The sequence below is a fragment of the Solirubrobacter soli DSM 22325 genome (assembly GCF_000423665.1).
In the GTDB taxonomy this organism is placed as follows: domain Bacteria; phylum Actinomycetota; class Thermoleophilia; order Solirubrobacterales; family Solirubrobacteraceae; genus Solirubrobacter; species Solirubrobacter soli.
Window position 1 is genome coordinate 1 of sequence record NZ_AUIK01000037.1, and the last position, 19,770, is coordinate 19,770.

General features: G+C 69.5%; 18 protein-coding genes and 4 tRNA genes. 9 read left to right on the plus strand and 13 right to left on the minus strand.

The genetic code is table 11. The features are described 5' to 3' along the window. The 3 genes from G569_RS0127265 to G569_RS61530 all read left to right on the plus strand — a co-directional run. Nucleotides 1-908: alkaline phosphatase family protein (locus G569_RS0127265; RefSeq protein ID WP_028065786.1), on the plus strand; the 908-nt coding region annotated here is incomplete at its 5' end. 47 nt (nt 909-955) lie between these two features. After that, entirely contained in the window at nt 956-1,183 is a 228-nt protein-coding gene (locus G569_RS0127270; protein ID WP_037499546.1) for a hypothetical protein, read from the plus strand. A 327-nt stretch (nt 1,184-1,510) separates the two neighbouring features. Then, complete coding sequence (locus G569_RS61530; RefSeq protein WP_157592347.1) at nt 1,511-2,287, plus strand: phosphatase PAP2 family protein; 777 nt, start codon at nt 1,511-1,513, stop codon at nt 2,285-2,287. Between the two features lie 469 nt (nt 2,288-2,756). Here G569_RS61530 and G569_RS0127275 read toward each other — a convergent pair whose 3' ends face one another. The 4 genes from G569_RS0127275 to G569_RS0127290 all read right to left on the minus strand — a co-directional run bounded on the left by G569_RS0127275 (nt 2,757) and on the right by G569_RS0127290 (nt 5,982). After that, complete coding sequence (locus tag G569_RS0127275) at nt 2,757-3,422, minus strand: GAP family protein (RefSeq protein ID WP_169542254.1); 666 nt, start codon at nt 3,420-3,422, stop codon at nt 2,757-2,759. Between the two features lie 115 nt (nt 3,423-3,537). Then, a complete protein-coding gene (locus G569_RS63045; protein WP_169542255.1) occupies nt 3,538-4,551 on the minus strand; it encodes a WD40 repeat domain-containing protein in 1,014 nt (337 codons plus the stop codon). 156 nt (nt 4,552-4,707) lie between these two features. Next, nucleotides 4,708-4,968, minus strand: a complete 261-nt coding sequence (locus G569_RS51940; protein ID WP_037499552.1) for a hypothetical protein — start codon at nt 4,966-4,968, stop codon at nt 4,708-4,710. Between the two features lie 810 nt (nt 4,969-5,778). After that, nucleotides 5,779-5,982 carry a hypothetical protein gene (locus tag G569_RS0127290; protein ID WP_028065791.1) on the minus strand — a complete coding sequence of 68 codons (204 nt, stop codon included), beginning with the start codon at nt 5,980-5,982 and terminating at the stop codon, nt 5,779-5,781. Between the two features lie 131 nt (nt 5,983-6,113). On the opposite strand from G569_RS0127290, the gene G569_RS63050 reads away from it, so the two are divergent. Next, nucleotides 6,114-6,254, plus strand: coding sequence for a hypothetical protein (locus G569_RS63050; RefSeq protein ID WP_157592349.1), 141 nt, complete (start codon nt 6,114-6,116; stop codon nt 6,252-6,254). A 237-nt stretch (nt 6,255-6,491) separates the two neighbouring features. Here the strand turns inward: G569_RS63050 and G569_RS0127300 are convergent, their stop codons facing one another. From G569_RS0127300 to G569_RS0127325, 5 genes are all read right to left on the minus strand, one after another. Continuing rightward, nucleotides 6,492-7,448: a sigma-70 RNA polymerase sigma factor region 4 domain-containing protein gene (locus tag G569_RS0127300; protein WP_028065792.1), complete on the minus strand. Its 957-nt coding sequence runs from the start codon at nt 7,446-7,448 to the stop codon at nt 6,492-6,494. 98 nt (nt 7,449-7,546) lie between these two features. Beyond that, nucleotides 7,547-8,737 (minus strand): tyrosine-type recombinase/integrase, encoded by a 1,191-nt coding sequence (locus tag G569_RS0127305; RefSeq protein WP_028065793.1) that lies wholly within the window; start codon nt 8,735-8,737, stop codon nt 7,547-7,549. A 113-nt stretch (nt 8,738-8,850) separates the two neighbouring features. Then, a tRNA-Pro gene (locus G569_RS0127310) sits at nt 8,851-8,924 on the minus strand. 15 nt (nt 8,925-8,939) lie between these two features. Further along, nucleotides 8,940-9,010: transfer RNA gene (locus tag G569_RS0127315), tRNA-Gly, on the minus strand. Nucleotides 9,011-9,302: 292 nt separating this feature from the next. Next, on the minus strand, nt 9,303-11,363 hold the full coding sequence (locus tag G569_RS0127325) for a hypothetical protein (RefSeq protein WP_028065794.1): 2,061 nt from the start codon (nt 11,361-11,363) through the stop codon (nt 9,303-9,305). A 222-nt stretch (nt 11,364-11,585) separates the two neighbouring features. Between G569_RS0127325 and G569_RS61535 the strand changes: the two genes are divergently transcribed. After that, nucleotides 11,586-12,212 (plus strand): FHA domain-containing protein, encoded by a 627-nt coding sequence (locus tag G569_RS61535; protein ID WP_028065795.1) that lies wholly within the window; start codon nt 11,586-11,588, stop codon nt 12,210-12,212. Here the strand turns inward: G569_RS61535 and G569_RS59030 are convergent. Next, nucleotides 12,193-14,220 carry a protein kinase domain-containing protein gene (locus tag G569_RS59030; protein ID WP_053227044.1) on the minus strand — a complete coding sequence of 676 codons (2,028 nt, stop codon included), beginning with the start codon at nt 14,218-14,220 and terminating at the stop codon, nt 12,193-12,195. The two genes, G569_RS61535 and G569_RS59030, sit on opposite strands and share 20 nt — an antisense overlap. Nucleotides 14,221-14,304: 84 nt before the next feature. Next, nucleotides 14,305-14,375, minus strand: a tRNA-Trp gene (locus tag G569_RS0127340). Between the two features lie 55 nt (nt 14,376-14,430). On the opposite strand from G569_RS0127340, the gene G569_RS0127345 reads away from it, so the two are divergent. Next, nucleotides 14,431-14,512, plus strand: a tRNA-Leu gene (locus G569_RS0127345). A gap of 178 nt (nt 14,513-14,690) precedes the next feature. Here G569_RS0127345 and G569_RS0127350 read toward each other — a convergent pair. Then, a complete protein-coding gene (locus G569_RS0127350; protein WP_028065796.1) occupies nt 14,691-15,074 on the minus strand; it encodes a hypothetical protein in 384 nt (127 codons plus the stop codon). A gap of 67 nt (nt 15,075-15,141) precedes the next feature. Here G569_RS0127350 and G569_RS60570 point away from each other — a divergent pair, with 67 nt between their 5' ends. The 3 genes from G569_RS60570 to G569_RS0127365 are packed head-to-tail and all read left to right on the plus strand — an operon-like array spanning nt 15,142 to nt 18,888. After that, nucleotides 15,142-16,944 (plus strand): ThuA domain-containing protein, encoded by a 1,803-nt coding sequence (locus G569_RS60570; protein ID WP_084285637.1) that lies wholly within the window; start codon nt 15,142-15,144, stop codon nt 16,942-16,944. Between the two features lie 55 nt (nt 16,945-16,999). Further along, a complete protein-coding gene (locus tag G569_RS0127360) occupies nt 17,000-17,698 on the plus strand; it encodes a hypothetical protein (RefSeq protein WP_028065797.1) in 699 nt (232 codons plus the stop codon). Beyond that, the gene (locus tag G569_RS0127365) at nt 17,695-18,888 is read left to right on the plus strand and encodes a hypothetical protein (RefSeq protein WP_028065798.1); all 1,194 of its coding nucleotides are present in this window, start codon (nt 17,695-17,697) and stop codon (nt 18,886-18,888) included. Before G569_RS0127360 ends, G569_RS0127365 begins: the two co-directional genes overlap by 4 nt. Here G569_RS0127365 and G569_RS0127370 read toward each other — a convergent pair. Next, on the minus strand, nt 18,885-19,739 hold the full coding sequence (locus G569_RS0127370; protein ID WP_028065799.1) for a DUF3592 domain-containing protein: 855 nt from the start codon (nt 19,737-19,739) through the stop codon (nt 18,885-18,887). The two genes, G569_RS0127365 and G569_RS0127370, sit on opposite strands and share 4 nt — an antisense overlap. Nucleotides 19,740-19,770: the final 31 nt, after the last annotated feature.

The following is a 19,770-nucleotide window of genomic DNA, read 5'->3' on the forward strand; positions in this document are numbered from 1 at the left end:
TGGGCCAGTACATCGCCATGCTCTCCGGGCAATACACCGCGTGCGAGGCCAACAACGACCTGCCCGACCACTGCCACCAGCACGTCGAGAACCTCTTCTCCCAGCTCACGGCGACCGGGCGCAGCTGGCGCGACTACGAACAGTCGATGCCGAACGCCTGCGACCCCGTGGACGGCGGAGCTGCGTGGGCGCGCGACATCTACTCCGCCCACCACAACCCAGCGCTGTACTTCACACAGATCCAGGGCGCCCGCGTCGACGAGGCGATCACGCCCTCCGCACCCTGCCGCAACTTCGACCTGCCGATGGGGACCACCGCCCCCAACGACACCTCCTTCCTTGACCGCGACCTCGCCTCGGGCGACGTCGGCAACCTCAACCTGATCGTCCCCAACGACTGCGCCAACGGCCACGACCTCTGCGGCACACGCGACCGCATCCGCCAATTCGACGACTTCCTGGCAAGCGAGATCCCGAAGATCCAGGACTCCCCCGCGTTCGGACCCGACGGCGTCATCTTCATCACATGGGACGAAGGCTCCGACCCGCCCTACCACCCCGCCCACATCCTGACCGCGATCCTCGGACCCCACGTCCAAGCCGGCGCCATCGACCGCCAACGCCACGATCACTACGGACTCGAGCGCACCCTGGCGACCGGCCTAGGCCTCGCCCCGCTGGCCCACGCCCGCGCAGCCACACCAATCACCACGATCTGGCGCGAACCCGCCTTGCTCCGGAAGGCGCACCCGCGGCCGCGCCGAACCGCGCCACTGCCTCTCGCCAGCACAACCGTCGCAACCTGGCAGGCCCGACGCGCGATCGCAAGCACCTGTCGGGAGCGGCCGGCTCGAGCGGGTCTCGCCGGCTCGAGATCGTCGAGATGGGTCGCGGAGAGCCGCCAGTGACAATCACCTGCGTTCGAGGCGGCCGCAACGTAACGGATGATGCCGTGATGAGCTTCTACGTCAGCCACCGGATGGGTAGCGTCGATCCAGACCCTCCTTTTGCGTCGTTGAACGGATTGCTCGATGAACTCGACGAGGAACCCGACGACGCCGAGCACTTCAGCGTTGCCGTCCCGCATCATCCCGAGCACGTACTCACGGCGGCTGCCGAAGGGAATCTCGAGCTTCTTCAGAGCCAGCCGTCGAAACCCGGATACGACCCAGCGGCCACGTAGCCGCCGCGCGGAGTGCATCGAGTGCGTTCTCGTCGAAACATCTCGTTGGCATCGACCATCTTGCGAAGAGTCCAGGGCCGTCGCGAACCCGTGTCGCCGGACGACCGCCCGATCGAAGTGGGCCTTCGGACAAGGCGAGACCGCGAAGGACGCGAGTTCGTCGACGAGAAGCGCTCTTCGCGCGACGTGCGGGGCGGACGCGGTGGCGGCGGGGCGCCCGACCGAACGCACCGCCGAGCGAGGGGCGGGATCGTTCACGGTTCACACGTGCCGGCGGGACGTCCTTGGGCGCGAGCCGCGCGCGATGCCGCGCCCGCCCTACTCGCGTTGACGCTGTCGCCCGTCGCCGCGGCTGTAGCTCCGGACCCCGAGCGGCCGCTGGCGCGGGTGCGCGGCCTGATCGACATGGAGCGGCGAGTCGGGCTGTTCTTCGAGCCGACCGTTCACGTCTGGGTCGGCGCCCGGCCACCTCTCTTGCGAACGCTCCGACTGACCTACATCGCCGCGCATCTGCCAGTGGCGCTCGGCGTGCTTGCCTGGACCCGACGTGCGCACCCGCAGGCGTTCCCCCAGGCCCGGGACACGTTCGCCGCAACCCAGGCGCTTGCGGCGATCGGGTACCTCATCGCTCCCACGGCACCACCGAGAATGATCGCTGGTCTCGGCTACGACGACCGGCCGAGACCGGGTGACCAGGGGTTCGGACGATCGATCCAAAGCCCCTACGCCTCTATGCCCAGTGCCCACACCGCATTCTCGGTGGTCGCCGCAGGGACGGTATGGGCTCTGGCGCGGTCGCGACCTGTGCGCGCAGTCGCGCTCCTCTATCCGCCGGCGGTCGTCGTCGAGATCATCGCGACCGGCGATCACGTCTGGCTCGACGCGGTCGGCGGAGTTGTCGTAGCGGGGCTCGGCTTCGCGACCGCCCGCGCGACGCGTCGCGCCCCCCGCTTCCCGAGTGTCGACTCAGGACGAAGCCGGCGCCATACGCGACGTCGAGTGCACAGCCGAGTTCTCGGCTTCGCCGCCGCTGGCCGCGCTGCTGCCCGAATTTCGGCAGCCGGCGGGCCGCGTCGCGCACGACGCCGTGCGAACAGCTCCTAGGCTTACCGACGTGCCCAAGTTCGGACAGCCGACGCTATGTCGTTCTCACGGAACTGTGCGTTCGCTTCGGGTTCTGCACGACTCTTCAGGATCACGACCTGGAGGATGCGGCGTCGGCCGCCGAGGTGGTTGATCCCACGAGTGGCTGTTCGCACCACACGGACGCGGTGCGGCGGCCGGGAAGCCGTGGTAGCGACTCGCACTACGTCCGCTTGTGTCGCCCCGGCCACAAGTGCGACGGGCGTGTTCATCCCCCGTCGGTGTCACCCGATCGCCGGTACCACCGCTTGCCGGACTTCGATCATTGCCGACAACCCCATGTCGGCGACGAACACCAGCCGTGGGCGGCTTGAGGCGAGGCCGAGCCGTAGGTTCTCCGCGCGGCACCGACAGCGATACGCCGAAACCGCTACAACCCGAGACGCGAACGCTAGACGGAGCGTTCGCCGCTGCACTGGACACGCCCGTGCTAGTGCTTGAGTAGGCCTAATCCGCCGAGCACGGTCAGCGCGCTGCCGACGAGCAAGAACAGACACGCGAGGACCACCGGCCAGCGCCGTTGGATCCATTCACCGCCGCGTTGCAGCCACGGCTGGGCGCGCTCTCCGGCGACCAGCAGGACCGCGACGATCGCCAACAACGGCGCGACGAAAGCGACGCAGTAGAGAACGAGCATGACGATCGACTGGACGACGCTGGCATCGGAGGCAACGATCCCAGCGATGACGGCGAAGTACGGAACGGCGGAGGGCAACTCGATCGCCGCCACTGACACGCCCACGATCAACGCGGAGCCCCCGCCGCCGCCACGCATCGGCAGCTCCCGACGCGTCAGACGCCGACGCCCGGTCCACAGCGCCGCCGCGGCGGCGAGCAAAAGCACGCCGGCGATGAGCTCGATCACATGCCGAAGCGTCTCGTTGGGGTGCGGGAGCAGCGCGATCAGAAGCCTGCCGGGCCCGACTGCCAGGGCAATGCCGGCGACGAGGTCCACGGCAAAGACCCCGAGCGTGAACAGCAGCACCTGCCGGACAGCCCGCTGGCCGGTGGCAAGGTAGAGCGCCGGACCCACCGTGCTGGGGTTCAGCGAATCAGCCAGGCCAACAGAGATGGCCACGCCGGCGAGCCGCAGCATCACCATGAGGTGCTCTGCGGTTCACGATCCGGGATCGCCATCAACGCATCGTCGACCACTGGCGACGCGAACCCACGCAGAACATGACACCGAGAGGCACTCTGCAATACCTTGGCTACGCGCCGGTCTTGGCGGTGATGAGACCGAGCCGATTGCCGTCCGGCGACCATTCCAGAGCTGACAACGCCTCTTCCCGCGACAGCGTGGCGATCGTGCGAAGCCGACCGTCGGCGAGCACACCGATCTCGCGCGAGCCGATTCCGAACGCCAGCGAGCGTCCGTCCGGCGCGTACGTCATCGACTGAGGACGCGCTCGGAGCTTGCGCAGGACCTGCACGTGTCCGCTCGCGAGGGTGATGCGCGTGAGACGTCGTCTGCTGTCGCCGGTCGCGATCGCCCGCCCATCTGGCGTCCACGCCGCACCGAAGAACCAGCGCCCGCGACGCGTGCCACCCAGCGCGCGGACACGGCCTGTGCTCACGTCCAGGACGTTGACGCCCATTCGCAGCCGGATCTGCGGCAGAGGATGGCGGCGCCGGACCGGCGGCGGCGAGTAGGCGAGTTGGGCTCCGCTCGGCGAGAACGCACCCGTGGCCCCCAGCGCGCCACCGCGCGGGCTCACGTTGGAAACAACCTGCCCTGTCAATGCGTCGGCGATGACGATTCCACCGGCCCGTGGGCTGTCGCCCGTGCCGAGTATCGCGACGCGCTGTCCATCCGGAGTCCAGGTGGGAGCGCCGAGGTCGGCATAGGCGCTCGCGAAGCCCGCGACACGCACGTGTCCGCCGCGCTCACGGATCACCGCGCCCGGCACACCGTTCGCGCCTTCTTCGCCGAGCCCGGCGATTGCAAGACCATCGGGAGACAGAACCGGGCGTGAGAGCCATGGCGACAACGATTCCAGCGTCTCGGGCGCGTGCCCGGGGACAACCCCGATCACCCCCGGGGCGCCACTGGACCGCAACGCCAGAAGGCGTTGAGCTTCAGGCTCCCACTGAATGTCCGCGAACTCCCCGGAAACTGCAGCGAGCCGCTCGCCGGTGTGAGCGTCGCCGATCACGACGTCCGCGGCTGCTGGAGCGGCACCGGACAAACACAACACACCCGCAACCAGCACGCCGCCCAGCACGTCCCCGCAAACACGGCGCGCAGCCGCGAGACAAATCCGACGATCGCTATCTCCGTCGCTGTCTAACCGAGCGCCGGGCACCAGACGATTGTGCCCCAATTGTGGACTTCCGAGACTCTGCACGTACTGGTTCGCGGGCGCAGGACGCACGAGCTGTCACCACGGCGCTATGGGATCTGCATCGTCGTCGAACGAGAACCGTTCGACGGCCTGGCAGTCCGCTGCGGTCACGATCCAATCCATCGGCGCCGTGAGATCGACAGCGGCGATGCGAGCCCATGACGGCCCTTCAGCGGCATCATTGAGCGCCGGGTTCAGGCGAGCGATCGCGCGCTCGAGGACGATCCCGGCAGGTCCAGTCAGCGTCAGCGAGACCCCGGGTTCGCGTGGGATTTCTTGTTCGATCCTCGACAGCACCTGCAGAAGCGCGCGCAGCTCAGCGATGTCACCTGCGTCGCCCCCCCCGCGCCACCGTGTTCGAGATCGACGACGCGGTGTCTGGCTGAGTTCGCCCTGGCCGCCAACGCGGCCTCTAGGTCCGGCCGGTGCGCTGGGGCGAGTTCGATCCGTAGGACGTCGCACACGCCGAGTCCCCGGACGGTGCTGTCGAGCCGAGCCTGATTGGCGGTACGGTCTGGCTGCATAGGAGTCTCCTCTCCCGTGCCGGCCCCGGGGCGTTGGCGCGCCGCCGGGGCGCTTTGATTCGGTCGTCGAACCCAGGCTACTCGGCAATAGCGTCCGTCGAACGCGACCTCGCGCAGTGCGTGTTGGTGGGACGAACTTCCGGCGGGGCGGACTACTACACGCACCGGCTACGCACATCGCGCAGCCGGGGTGGGCGCGCGGCGGCCGCATGCGAGCCGCCGGCCCTCGCCGAACGCCAGACTCAGCGCTCGCGTCCGTTCTTGCGCCGTGAGCGTTCCTCCCCCACCCTCGCGATCTCCCGCTCCACTCGCTGACACGTGCGGAGCTGACCGCCGTTCGACGGCGGGTCTCCAATCGCGTTATCGCGCGACTCGTAGCCGTGGGCGACGCGGTAGTCGTCGATCGCCAACGCTGCGCGTCGCCACGCGAGGATCGTCCCGCCGTCGGACTTGGAGCGAAACGGGCACGTCCCGATCGCGCTGCGAAGCCACGCCGGCGGCGCCTCTTCGAGATCACGCAGCCTCGCAACGCGCGGGGATGCCACCGGGCGCTCTATGTGGTGATGGTATTCGTTGAGGTCCGCTACCCGCATCGCCGCATCGCCGCATCGACAAGCACTCTCGCGACACGCTGCCGGCTGATCCCCATCAACTCGGCGACGTCCTCCTGCCGTGAGACCTGCGACCGCAGCATCACCGCCGTGCGCATCTGCGGCGGCAGCTTGCGCAATTCCTCCAACGCAGCCTGGAACTCCGGGCGCCGCGCGTAGTGGTCTTGGGGGTCCATCTACTCGACCTCGAGCCCGGTCTTGTCCACCACCGACCGCTCCTCCACTCCAGCGCCGTCTGCCGCCACACCTCACGCTGAACCGTCCTGAACAGCCATCCGCGCCAGTTGCCCTGCTCGCGATCCGGCTGGTGGCGCATGAACTCGATCCACGCGTGGGCGCACGCGTCGTCGACGATCTCGTGACTCGCGCGGACAGAGCCCTGACCGGTCTTGACGAGCTCGAAGTGAAACGCGGCGTAGAGGTCGAACTCATCGCCGCGCAGGCGTAGTGGGGGCTCATCGCCTGCCTCTTCCCCTGTGGTCTCGGTGGTAGTTGCAGCGAAGACTTTCCCCGAATTGTCCCCGTCGCGGGGGACCGCTCGGTCCGCTTCTACACGGAGACCCTGCGTTTGCAGGGCATACGTGAGGGTGAGCGACGGAACTCGAACCCGCGGCCGCCGGGACCACAACCCAAAGCCGGGGCAGCGCCGTGACGTTACAGGCGTTGCCCGGAGGCGACATGGACGTCATCGTTCGAGGCTGTTCCCTCGCCGACGTGCGCGCTCGGTGATGACCCGATCGACGGCCTCCTGGGCCCGTTCGTGCGCACGCCGGGCGACGAGATCGTCGATCGGCTCCGGGCCGAGACTCTCGTAAGTCGAGGTCCAGCCGTGGTCGTGGCGGTAGTCGTCGATCGCGAGTGCCGCGCGACGCCAGGCCAGGATCGACGCGCTTGCGTTCTTGTCTCTCGCCGGCGGCCGCCCGATCGCGTGCACGAGCCATGCGGGTGGGGCGTCCTCGAGTTCGCGCAGGCGGGCCGCTCGAGGCGACGCAACCGGGCGATCGCGCTCGGCGCGCTGCTCGGCAGCTTCGCTCAAATACGCTCCGGCTGAAGCCAGCAGGTAGCCGACGCGCGACTCGGGAATGTCGAGGATCTCCGCTACGTCCCGATGCCGGCGCACCTGGGAGGCGACAAGCACGACCTTCTGCATCGACTTTGGCAGCTGCTTGAGCTGGGCCACCGCCTCCCGGAAGTCCTCGCGGAATTGAAGCCGCACCGCGGGATCGGGATCGACCTGCTCGCGGTGCTGCGTCGCGCTCATCAGTGGCAGATCGCGGTTGCGGATCGCGGTCAGTCGCCAGGTCTCGCGCTGCGCGGTACGAAACAGCCAGCCCTGCCAGTTGTCGCCGCGCTCGGGCTGGTACCGGAAGAACTGCAGCCACGCGAACGCACACGCGTCCAACACGTCCTCGCGCGGCGCCCTGACGACGTTGGAGACCTTGACCTCGAGCTGGCGATTGAACTTCAGGTACAGCTCGGGCTCGTCGCCGAGGAACCGGACCGGCAGATGGGCCAGCTCGTCGGGTTCTTGTTCTGACCATCGATCCGCGTCGAGACCGTCCGGTGAGTCCGACGGCTTGCCGAACGCCGAGTCGCCCCCGGTCGCGCTGAACTCGTCTGAGTTGTCGTGAGTCTCGTCCACTGGTCCTCCGGCCGATCCGCGACGACCCGTCGTGCAGACGGGCCCGTGTGGGGACAGCCGGTGAGGGGCCGCAAACGGCCACGACTCGCGACGCGTGATCAGGGAGAGCGACGACGGCGCGACGGCGCGGCGCGGGTGCCGAAGGCGTCGTTGACGATCTCGACCTCGTGCGCCGACGGCGCGTAGTGGGCGTAGATCTGTGTCGTCTTCAGGTCGGCGTGGCCGAGGTACTCCTGGATCGTGCGCAGCGGTACGCCGGCGGCGGCCAGCGTGGTTGCGAAGGTGTGCCGCAGGTCGTGGAAGCGGATCACTCGCACGCCTGCTTCCTCGCAGGCCTCCTTGAACTTGCGCGAGAGCTTGGTCCGGTCGAGCGGGACGCCGAGGTCGGGGTGACCGAAGACGAGGTCCTCGTCGTCGCTGTAGACGGTGCGCAGCCGCCACGCGCGCAGTTCGCCCGTCAATCGGTCGGTCATCGGTACGGAGCGCTTGGTACTCAGGTCCGATTTGCCCTCGCCCGAGTGCTCGGAGCGGACCCACGCGTTGCGTACGCGGAGGCGTTGCGCGCGCATGTCGACGTCACGCCAGCGCAGGCCCAGCAGTTCGGACTGCCGGAGCCCGGTGGTCCCGGCGGCGAGCAGGACGAGCCGGATGACTGGACCGCGGGCGTCCTTGTCGACGACGTGGTCCGGGATGACGTCGATCACGCGGTCGAGCTCGGCCGGAGTGAGGAACTGCAGGTCGGGGTTGGCGTCGCCGGCGCGGCGTCGCTTGGGTCGGGCCGCGTCCTCGACCGGGTTGTGCGAAGCCCAGCCCTTGCGCACCGCGAGCCCGAAGATCGAGTGCAGGAACGTCATCACGTTGCGCACCGTCTTCGGCGAGGCGCCACGAGCGAGCATCCGGGTCGCCAGCCGCTCGACGTCCTCGGTGCTGACCTCCCCCACCTTGCGCTTGCCGAGAGCCGGCGAAATGTGGACCCGCTGCATCGAATCGAGGTTCTGCCGGTAGGACTTGCGGGCGCCCTCAATGGCCACGCGCTCGCGTAGCCTGTCGGCGACCTGGTCGACGGTGAGGATCTCGACCACAACCTCGGGCGACTTGCGAGAAGCCTCGTCGGCCCTGACGCGCCGAAACGCCTGCTCTGCCTGGGCGCGCGTGAGGCCGTCCGAGTCGCCGCGCGACCGGACAGGGCCGAGCTTGCGGTTCAGGCGCCGCCCGTCAGGTGTGCGCCAGCGTCCGTACCACGCGCCGGACTTCGTGTAGATCTCGCCGGACCCGTACGGACGCTTCATGTCCGGTCATAGGGGTCGCGTGCAGAAATTGGACCCCAACTTGGACCCCAGGGGTCCGAAACAGGGTCATCCGAGAACGAGAAAAGGCCCCGCTTTGCAGGGCCTTTCTTGAGTCGGGGAGACAGGATTTGAACCTGCGACCGCCCGGCCCCCAGCCGGGTGCGCTACCAGACTGCGCCACTCCCCGTATGTCGTCGACCTAAGCGGGCGACGGGAATCGAACCCGCCCTAAGAGCTTGGAAGGCTCCTGTGCAACCACAACACTTCGCCCGCGGGCGGCGACTCGGCAAAGCATCATATCCGGCCGTTCGGGGAATCAACGTCTCATGCAGATTCCTGGCGTCCATATCGAGACCCTGCATAACCCGGTGAGGTACACGTACGCGCAGATCGAGAAGGCTTGTGCGATCGCGCAGATGCTGAATCGGGGGAAGCTGGTGCTCGTAGAGCCGCCGCAGCGCTGAGCCGATCATGGCTCCGCCCCCGACGGGAGACGGGGGCGGGTGGCCAGGGTTGCATCAGGGGCTGCGGGAGGCGACAACCTAAAGGGGTCAGGCCCCTTTATCTAGAGCCGTGCGGCTGCGGCGGCTGCCTCCTGCTCGTCGTGGACGGGCATCAGGCGGACGGCGAGGCCGGTGGTCGTGAACTTCGCTGCGCGGGCGATCTGGATCGCCGCGGTCGGGCCCGGCTTGGGGGCGGAGCTCTGGGCGGTCGGGCGGATGATGTGCACGCCGGCGCCGGCGGGGCGGGACTTGGGCACCACGACGTAGCCGGAGTGCTCGCTGCGCACCCACAGATACGCGACGTTCGCCAGCGGGATCAGCCGTGAGCCGACGGTCACCCGGGAGCCGTCGCGCAGGACGGCGACGACCGAGGCCGGGGAGGTGCCGTCGCCCTTCCATGACGGGAACAGCACGTCGGCGGTGTAGCGGGCGTTGCCCGCCCGGCGCGAGACGGTCCAGTTGGTCTGGATCCAATCCCGCGTGAACCGGTGGGTGACGCGCATGGTCAGGGTCGAGGTGGAGGACGTGCCGGTCGCGCGGAGGTCGCTGAACGGTCCGGCGTAGGCCCGGCCGATGGCGGCGCTCGAGATCGCGCCCGCCCCGCTCGGGGCCTTCAACAGCCGCAGCGGACTCGAACCCGCGACCACCCGCGTGCGACCGGTCTGCGACGCGGCGACGCGGCGGCCCGCGACGTCACGCACCATCAGGCCGAACGCGGCGGGAGCACGGCCGCCGATGTTCGCGGCGACTTCCTGCTGGCCGTCGTACAACCTCGCGAGGTCCAGGCCGCCGTACGGGAAGGCGTTCTGGTTGACGGCGACGACCGCGGTGTTGTAGGTGGGCGTCGTCACGGCGAGACGGCCGATGTCCGGGTCGTACGAATACAGCGGCGGCGGCACAGCGCTCGCCTTCTTCCCGAGCCCGGCGTCGATCGCACGTGCCGCGTTGGCCTGGATGCGCGAGGCGGCCAGATACGCGCTGCCGATGCCCTGCGGCACCACATTCACATCGAAGAGCACCGGGTCGACCAGGCCGTTGGGCGTGCGCGCGGCGAGCCGGGAGTAGAAGTCGAACCCGTTGTCGAGCATCGACTTCGACCACTGCCCCCACTCCTTGCCGGGCAGCAGGGTGTCGCTGGAAGCGAGGCCGATCAGCGCCTCCTGGGTCAGGCCGAGCTTCTTGCCCTGGTGCCAACGCTCGAAGCCGAGCCCAGAGTCCCAGTTCATGTAGCCGGCGTGGGTCCAGTAGCCGCTCACCGCACGTTTGATCCACTGCTGCGTCAACTGCTTGGCGGAGGCGCTCATCGGCGCCATGCCGCCTCGACGCGCCTGGTCGTAGAAGCGGGTGAACGTCAGCACGATGTTCGCGTACTCGGCGCTGTCCACGTTCGCGGAACCGTTGATCGTGCGCCCGGGCAGGTAGTGGAAGCGCATGCCGGCGCCGAAGTTGCCGACGGCGGAAGCGCTTCCGCGCGCGCCGTTGAAGAACCGGGCGAGCTGCAGGGAGAAGTCGCGCTTCAAGAGCGTGTTGTCGCCGGTGACCAGCGCGTCGGCGGAGTACATCAGCGCGTACCAGTTGATCTGGTTCAAGCGGATGGTCGGGTAGCGCCAGAACGAGCCGCGGGCGGTGCTGTGGATCGCGTTGCGGATCGCGGTCACGGTGCTGTCGGGCAGCTGCAGGGCGTCGCGGGCGCGGTAGGCGTAGGTCAGACCATCCACGACCTCGGCGTCGAACACGAGGTGCTGGCCGCCGGTCGTCTCGGTCATCGAGTTCACCCAACCGGGCGCGTGGATCTGGCCGGTGCCGGACTTCTTGGTCACGAACGGGGGCGAGCTGACGAGCCGGGCGGCGAGGATGCGGGCGCGGCGGTCGTTGCGAGCGGGGCCCTCGTGGCCCTGCATCGCGGCGACGCTGTAGGTCAGCAGCTGCATCGAGTTCGACATCGGCTCGGAGCCACCGCCACCGAGGTGGAAGTAGCCGTTCTTCTCGTCCCAATGCTTGTCGGCGAGCTGCTGCATCTTGTCGGCGAACGCCCAGTAGGCGTCGTCGTCGTACACGGCGGCCTTGGCGGGAGCGGCCAAGACCAGCGCCGCGGCGGCCGCGGCGAGGAGGGGGCGGAGCATTTAGGGTCGTCCTTGTGTCTGGTTCCTGGGGAGGAACCAGAACGTTCGCGGACAAATGAGAGCCGTCCCAGGGGTGTGGGGGGTGGAGCCTCACACCCTGAGGTGGAGCCGGTTCCCACCCTTGGTGACCGAACTCCGGTTGCCCGTCAGGACATACTTCGATCCGTGCCCGATTCACCGCTCGACGCTCACGTCGCCACACCGCAGGACCTCAAGGAGCGCATCGCGGCGGAGCGTCGGGGCACGCCGTTCCTCGTCTACCGCGACGCGGACAACCAGCAGGTGATCGTCGACCTCGTGCCCACGGGCGAGCGGGTGACGATCGGGCGCCGGCCGTCGAACGACGTCGTGCTCGACTGGGACTCGGAGATCTCGCGCGTGCACGCGGCGCTGGAACGGATCGGCGAGGACTGGACCGTGGTCGACGACGGGCTCTCCCACAACGGGACGTACCTGAACGGCAAGCGGGTGACGTCGCGCGAGCGCCTGCACGACGGGGACGTGATCAACGTCGGCGGCGTCGCGATCGCCTACCGGGCGCCCGGCGGCGAGTCCGTCTCACGGCCCACGGTCACGGCGATGGGTCCGCACGTGGGCGAGCTCCTCACCCCCGCCCAGCGCCGCGTCCTGATCGCGCTGTGCCGCCCGTTCAAGGACTCGACCTACGCCACGCCCGCCACCAACCAGCAGATCGCGGACGAGCTCGTGGTGTCCGTCGACGCGGTCAAGAGCACGCTGCGCGCGCTGTTCGAGGTCTTCGGGGTCGACGCGCTGCCGCAGAACCAGAAGCGCGCCTCGCTGGCGCTTCAGGCGCTGCGCACGGGCGTGATCACCCGCCGCGACCTGTAGCGATCTTGCTCACCCGGTCGTTGGGCGGGTTGCTGACCCACAGCGTCTTGTCGTCGTCGGACACCGCCAGCGAGTAAGGGTTCACGCCCACCCGGAACGGCTCGCCGACGACCTCCGAGGACTTCGCGTCGATGATGTTGAGGTTGCTCGAGTAGTAGTTGGAGACGTAGACCGAGTCGCGGCTGATCGCGAGCCGGATCGGGAACTGCCCGACGCTGATCGGGATCTGGTCGTAGTTGGAGGTGCTGAGCTTCGTCACGACGTTGTCCTGCGAGGTGGCGATCCACAGCCAGCCGCGGCTGTAGACGATGTCCTCGCTGCGCGACCGGCCCACGCGGATCACCTTCTGGATCTGGCCGGTCTTCGGATCGACGCGCTGGATCTGCGCCCGGCGGCGCGCGGCGACCCACAGCGCGGTCGGGCTCGACGTCATCGCCAGGATCCCGTACGGGTAGGACACCGGGGCGCCGACCTCACCCGTTTTCGGGTCGATCCGCACCAGCTGGTCCGGCTGATCGTTGCCGGGGACCAGGCCGGCCCAGATCGCGCCGCCGGCCTCGGCGATCGTGCTCGGGCGGAACGGCAGCTTGATCGGGTCGCCGATCGGCTTGCCACTGCCGGCGTCGAGGCGCACGACCTGGTTCGCCCGCGACGCGGCGACCCACACGGAGTCGCGGACGACGACCGCGTCGGCGGCGCCGAACCCGATCTTGGGCGCGTAGGACCGGATCTTCCCGGTCTCGGCGTCGAGGATGTTCATGCGGTCGCGACGGAACGAGCCGACGAAGATGTTGTCGCCGGCGGAGACGACGACGTTCGGGCGCCGTCCGACCGTGATCCTGTCGACGACCTTCGGTCCGGCCGGGGCCGCTGTGGGCGTGGGCGTCCGCGTCGCGCTCGCGGTCGGCTGCTGCGGGTCGTCGGTCCGGTTGTTGTCCTTGGCGAGCGTGAGCGTGGCGATCACCCCGACCGCCGCGGCGAGCACCAGGCCGGCGACGACGAACAGGGCCGGGCGCCGGGATCTCGAAGGAAGCACGGCAGTCTCAGGCTCAGGTTGAAGCTGAGTCTGCTCGGCCTTCGGGAGCGCTTGCGGGGGACGCGCGGCAGCGGTCACCGTGGGCGACTCGACCGGCGCCGCGGCGCCCTTGGCCACCAGCCGCTCACGCTCCGCGGGACGCCGGTTGGTGGCCGCGGCCATGGCGGCGCGACCGAGGTCGCCGGCCGACGGGTAGCGTTCCTCCGGATCCTTGGCCAGCGCCCGCTCGATCACCGTGTCGAAGGCGTCCGGCACCTCGGGGACGAGGTCGGTCGGCTTGGGCGGCGGCTCGGACAGGTGCGCCCACAGGCGCGCCTCGTCGCTCTCGCGCCGGAACGGCACGACGCCGGTGAGCGTGAAGAACAGCAGGCAGCCGAGCGCGTAGACGTCGGCGCGGGCGTCGATGCGCTCGCCGCGGATCTGCTCGGGGGCGACGTAGTCGAGCGTGCCCACCCAGTGACCGGGCTTGGTCGACCCGGCGACGCTCAGCGCGTGCTTGGTCAGCCCGAAGTCGGTCAGGTAGACGTGGTCCTCGGCGGTCAGGAGGACGTTCGCGGGCTTGATGTCGCGGTGGACGAGCCCCGCGGCGTGGGCCTCGTCGAGCGCGCTGGCGATTTGCGCGACGATCCCCGCAGCGCGCTCGGGCGCCAGGTGCCCCTCGCGCCGCACGAGGCTGCGCACGTCGTCGCCGGGGACGTAGCGCATCGCGATGTAGGCGATCCCGCCCTCGTCGCCCGCGTAGTAGATCGGGATGACGTTCGGGTGGTCGATCGACGCCGCGACCTTCGACTCGCGCACGAACCGGCTGCGGACGTTCTGATCCTCGAGCAGCCCGGAGGCGATCACTTTCAACGCGACGGTGCGGTCCAGCGCCAGCTGCGTCGCCCGATAGACCACGCCCATGCCGCCTCGCCCGGCGACCGCCTCGATGCGGTGGCCGGCGAATACTGAGCCTGGTTCGAGCTCGCCCATCGCGCTGAGGTATATCGGCCGACCGGTCTGAACAAGCATCACCCGATTCGTAACGAGTGATGTGGCCGGATGTGACGGACTAAGCGGGGGACCGAGGAATCGAACCTCGAGCAAGGGTTTTGGAGACCCCTATGTTGCCGTTACACCAGTCCCCCGTGGCGCGGCGGGTCATTGTAGTGAGCGCCGGCCGCGTACGATGTTGCGCGCGCTGCGGGCGTGGTGGAATTGGTAGACACGCCGGCTTTAGGTGCCGGTGCCGCAAGGTGTGGGGGTTCGAGTCCCTCCGCCCGCATGACACGAGCGCTACGTCAGTCGATCGTGCCGTCGTCCTCGGGCTCGAGGCCGCCGGCGCGGACGTCATCGATCGTCGGCGCCTCGCGTTCGAGCTGAGCGACAGCGTCCTGGAGGTCGTCCAGGGCGCCCTTGGCCTTGTCCGCTTGCGAATCCGCGCGTCGCCGGCGTCGCTGGAGCTACGACTTGACGCTGTCATTCGAGCAATACAGGTCGTCGACGCAATCGCCCCAAGTGCGCGTCGCCTTGGCGTATTCGTTGAGCGCCTTCTCGGCGGGCAAGTCCTCGTACGTCAGACCGATGTCCAAGCGGCTTCCGAGCTCGCCGATGTCGTCAACGCGCTGACCCAGTTGCGACTGGCACGTCGTGGCAAGCAGGGTCGCGGCCGCGACCTTCTTCTCGTGTTCGGCTTTCAGGCGGTTGGACTGGGCCTGCTCGCGGCGGTCCTGCGCCGCCTTCGCCCGTTTCTGCGCGGCGGCGCGCTCGGCCTGTTTGTCGGCGCCGCACGCCGACGCTCGATCGCTGAGCGCATGTCCAGTAAACCTGGACTTGCGTTTCCTCACGCAGTTCTCATATTCTCCTCGACTGAATTAGTTGTTCGGGTTCCCGAATACGGAGGAGAGGGAGCGTATGGGTGGGCGCAGACGCGCCATCGCCACGATGGCGACGGCATTGATGGCCATGGGCTGGAGTTCAACGGCTCTGGCGCAGAGCAATGCGAATCCGACGGTCGCGGCGTCGCGGACGCCGACGGGGTCGGTGCGGGTCGGGGTGCCGATCCAGTTCACGGCGGTGGGGACGGACGCCGACGGCGACGCGCTCACGTACGCGTGGGACTTCGGCGACGGGACCAACTCGACCGAGCAGAACCCGTCGAAGGTCTACACGGCGGCGGCAACGCGGACGGCGACGGTCACGGTGTCGGATGGGAAGGGCGGGACCGGGACGGCCTCGCTGACGGGGATCGTCATCCAGGCCAACCGCAATCCGACGATCGCCAACACGACGGCGGCGGCGCCGTCGGCGGGGATCGCGCCGCTCGCGGTCCAGTTCACCGGCGCGGCGACCGATCCGGACGGCCACGCGGTCAGCTACAGCTGGGATCTCGACGGCGATGGGACGTTCGAGACGGCCACGCAGAACCCGACGACCACCTACAACACGCCCGGGACCCAGAATCCCGTGCTGCGGGTGACCGACGCGTTCGGCGGGTCGGCGACGCGGACGCTGCCGATCACGGTGCTCTCCCCCACCACCGACCCGAACGCCCGCTTCAACGTCCTGATCTACTCGCGGACCGCGGGCTTCCGGCACTCGTCGATCGACGAGGGGATCGCCGCGATCAAGCTGCTCGGCCAGCAGAACGGCTTCGGGGTCGACGCGATCGAGGAGCCGTCGCTGTTCACGGACGCCTTCCTCGCCCGCTACGACGCCATCGTGTTCCTGTCGACGACGGGCGACGCGGTGCCGCAGGTGGCCCAGCAGGACGCGATCGAGCGGTTCATCCGCGCCGGCAACGGCTACGTGGGCATCCACGCCGCGGCGGACACCGAGTACACGTGGCCGTGGTACGGCAAGCTCGTCGGCGCGTACTTCCGCAACCACCCGAACGGGACGCCGACCGCGACGGTCCTGCGCGAGGACGCGACGCACTACACGACCAGCCACCTCCCGGCGGCCTGGACGCGCGTGGACGAGTGGTACAACTACCAGGGCTTCACGAACCCGGTGATCAACGGCGGTGGCATCGACTTCAGTCCCCGCAACAACCCGGTCCACGTGCTGCTGACGATGGACGAGTCGACGTACAACGAGTCCGACGGCAACACCGCCGACGACGACCATCCGATCTCCTGGTGCCACCGCTATGACGGCGGCCGTTCCTGGTACACCGGCATGGGCCACACGGAGGCGTCGTACCTCGACGCGAACTTCCTCAAGCACCTCCTCGGCGGGCTCGAGATCGCCGCAGGGTTCAAGACCGATGACACCTGTGGCATCGTCGCCCGCGACGGCGCGGCCGGCGGCACGGTCGCGGCGACGCTGTCGCTGACGCTCGGCGCGCCGGCGGGCTTCGGCACGTTCATCCCCGGCGTCGAGCGCAGCTACGACACCGGCACGACGGCGACCGTCACCTCGACGGCGGGTGACGCGGCGTTGTCGGCGAGCGACCCGAGCTCGACCGCGACCGGACGGCTCGTCAACGGCACGTTCGCCCTCGCCCAGCCGGTCCAGGCGCGGGCCGGGACGACGGCGGCATTCGCCCCGCTGCGCACGGACGGCGCGCCGCTGGCGCTCCACACCTACACCGGCCCGGTCAGCAACGACGCGCTCCCGATCGGCTTCCGTCAGGCGATCGGCGCCGGCGAGGGCCTGCGCACGGGCGCGTACGCGAAGACACTGACGTTCACGCTGTCCACCACGAACCCGTAAGTCCAGGGTGGGGTCCCGATTGTCGGGACCCCACGCCGGCCGCAGAATCGGCCGGATGCCCCGGACCCTGCTCGCAGCCCTGACCGCCCTGCTGCTCCTCCCCGCCACGGCGAGCGCCGAGAGCGAGAGCGTGACATCGGGCAACGTGACAGCGACCCTGAGCTGGACCGGGACCGCGGACGCGCCCCAGGCCGCGCGACTCACGATCACGCGGTCGGGCGCGGTCGCGTTCGAGCAGGCGATCTCCGACGTCGTGTGCAACGGGTGCCCGCTGCCGGGCAACGGCGCCGACGACGTCAAGCTCATCGACCTCGACGGGCTCGGCGAGCCTGAGGCGGTCGTCACGGGCGGCGACGTCGCGGGCTTCTACAGCTTCAACGAGCTCGCCGGGAGCTACGACGCGCTGCGCTTCGAGACGCCCGGCGGCTTCAACCTCGACGACCTCGACCATGACGGAAGCACGGAGATCGTCATGGAGGACACCCGGTTCAAGGGGTCCGTCCGCCCGCCCCGGATCTTCCTCTTCGCGCGGCAGGACAACGTCCCGATCACGGCGGACATCACCACGAAGTTCACGTCGCGGATAAAGCGCAACGCGGCCGCCGCCAAGCGCGCCCGGGTCTGGGACACCTACGTCGCCGACCAGTATCTGCTCGGGCACGGCGCGACGGGGCTGAAGGAGCTCGACCGCCACAAGTCCAAGGCCTACCGGCGTGCACTGCTCAAGCGGCTGAAGGCGTACGGATACCGATGAGGCTGCTGCTCGCCGCGGCGCTCGCGCTCGCCCTGACGCCCGCCGCACAGGCCAAGCCCGTCTCGCTCCCATACAGCGAGGACTTCCTGGCGATCGCGTACGGGAGCGGGCACGCGCTCGTCGCCGAGCCGGAGCCGTACGGCGCGCACGCGATCGTGATCCGCGACCTCGCGTTCGCGCAGCGCACCGACCACGTGCTGCTCGAGGTCCCATACGCGGGCAAGGAGCCGGACGTCGCGCTCGCCGCCAACGCGGGCGGGTACCTCGTCGCGTCCGACGGCCACGTCGTCCTCGGCGGCTATGACGGTTCCCAGAAGCCGGTGCTCGATTGCGCGGGCCTGCCGAGGCTCGCGGCCGGAGGCGCGGGCTTCGCCGTCGCCGGGCAGGCGTGCGGCACGGTCATCGTCGGCGCCGACGGGACGGTCACGCCCGTCGACGGCGTGACACCTGACGACCTCGCCTACGCCGAGCCGTTCCTCGCGCGCCGCTTCGATGCGGAGACCGTCGTCCGCAACCTCGCGACCGGCGTCGAGCGGCGCGTGGCCACCCCCGAGACCGACTCGATCGCGCTCGCGTCCGACGGGGCGCTGCTCGCGGTCACGTCCGACGGCCTGTTCGCCGAAGGCGCCCTGCTGTCGAACCGGGCCGCGGGCGACGTCGCCGCGGCCGGTGGGCGCGTGCTCTTCGACACGCTCGCGACGCCGCGGGTCGTCCCGCTTGGCGGCGGAACCGCGCACGCCCTCAGCCTGCCGGGCGCGGGGCTGGCGAGCGTGCTCGGCTTCGACGGCGTCCACGCGGCGTTCCAGAGCTTCTCGTGCCAGGGCGCACGCCAGGTGACGGAGGTCGCGGTCGACGAGCCGCGCGAGGCCGGCCAGATCGGCGCGTGCCCGGTGCGGATCGCCGCCGACCGGCTGCGGTTCTCACACGACGGTCGCGCGACCGCGCGCGTGACGTGCCCGAACGGCTGTCGCGCGACGCTCGAGCTCGTGGAGCAGTCGACCGAGAGCCGCACGATCGCGACCGCCCGGCTGGACCTCCCCGCCGCCAAGGACCGGCACGCTGTCGCGTTCCATCTCACCCGTGCCGGCCGAGCGTTGCGCGGGCGCCGCGTCGAGGTCCGCATCTCCACCCGCGGCGGACTCGGCCTGACCTTCGAGGGCGAGATCAGCCGGGCCGTGCTGAAGCGCTAACGCTTCAGGGCGCGGCCCGGGCAGATGTTGTCCGGGTCGTCGGGGTCGACGAACACCTCGACGCTGCGCCCGACGGTGAAGTCCTTGGCGTGGCGAGGGCCGAGCGTGTGCTCGTACGGCAACTGCCGGCCCTCGACCTCGAGCACCAGGTCGATGATCGGCACCAGACCGAGCTTGCGGCCGGACTCGACGCGCGAGACCACCACGCCGGTGGTCTTGCGGCCGACCGCCGCGAGCCGCTGGCCCTCCTGGATGCGGCGCATGACCTCGGCGCCCGCCTCCTCGAGCACCGGGTTGCGCACCGGGGTCCACTTGTCGCGGGTGCGCTCGATCCGGGTCTCGACGATCTCCTCGTCCTCGGGCCGCGCCTTGCCCACGAGCGGGTTGGTGAACTTGCTCAGGACGGCGTCGATCCCGCCCTCGCGGCGCATCACCTCGCGACGGACGCGCGCCTCCTGCTCCCACGCCGGCTCGTGCTCCTTATAGGCCGCGTCCCAGTCGATCCAGATCTCCGACGGATCGCCCGGGTTGACGAAGCACGGCACACCGAGCGCCGGCATGAGTCCGTACGACGGTTTCAGGCGCAGCTTGTACCAGCGGTTGCCGTTGCCGACCAGGCCGCCCGGCACGAGCCATCCGGGCGCTGAGCGCTCCTCCTCGAGCTCGTAGGGCTCGCGGCCGGGGATCTCCACGCGCCAGGTCGCGCGCAGGTGCATGGAGAGCTCGATCTCCGGCGGGCCTTCGCTGCCGTAGCCGTGAGAGGTGGCGAGATGCGTCTCCGAGAAGGCGCGCGCGGGAAGCCAGCCACGTGGCGCGCGCCGCAATGGCTTGGGGCCGAGCTCGTATCCCATGTTGGCCTCACGTACCCCGGAATCCGGGCGA

Excerpts from the sequence above, each read along its gene's own strand:
- G569_RS0127270 (WP_037499546.1), top strand. The coding sequence starts at position 956 with ATGAGCTTCTACGTCAGCCACCGGATGGGTAGCGTCGATCCAGACCCT.
- G569_RS0127275 (WP_169542254.1), bottom strand. The coding sequence starts at position 3,422 with ATGCTGCGGCTCGCCGGCGTGGCCATCTCTGTTGGCCTGGCTGATTCG.
- G569_RS0127290 (WP_028065791.1), bottom strand. The coding sequence starts at position 5,982 with ATGGACCCCCAAGACCACTACGCGCGGCGCCCGGAGTTCCAGGCTGCG.
- G569_RS0127305 (WP_028065793.1), bottom strand. The coding sequence starts at position 8,737 with ATGAAGCGTCCGTACGGGTCCGGCGAGATCTACACGAAGTCCGGCGCG.
- G569_RS0127325 (WP_028065794.1), bottom strand. The coding sequence starts at position 11,363 with ATGCTCCGCCCCCTCCTCGCCGCGGCCGCCGCGGCGCTGGTCTTGGCC.
- G569_RS59030 (WP_053227044.1), bottom strand. The coding sequence starts at position 14,220 with ATGGGCGAGCTCGAACCAGGCTCAGTATTCGCCGGCCACCGCATCGAG.
- G569_RS60570 (WP_084285637.1), top strand. The coding sequence starts at position 15,142 with ATGGGTGGGCGCAGACGCGCCATCGCCACGATGGCGACGGCATTGATG.
- G569_RS0127360 (WP_028065797.1), top strand. The coding sequence starts at position 17,000 with ATGCCCCGGACCCTGCTCGCAGCCCTGACCGCCCTGCTGCTCCTCCCC.
- G569_RS0127365 (WP_028065798.1), top strand. The coding sequence starts at position 17,695 with ATGAGGCTGCTGCTCGCCGCGGCGCTCGCGCTCGCCCTGACGCCCGCC.
- G569_RS0127370 (WP_028065799.1), bottom strand. The coding sequence starts at position 19,739 with ATGGGATACGAGCTCGGCCCCAAGCCATTGCGGCGCGCGCCACGTGGC.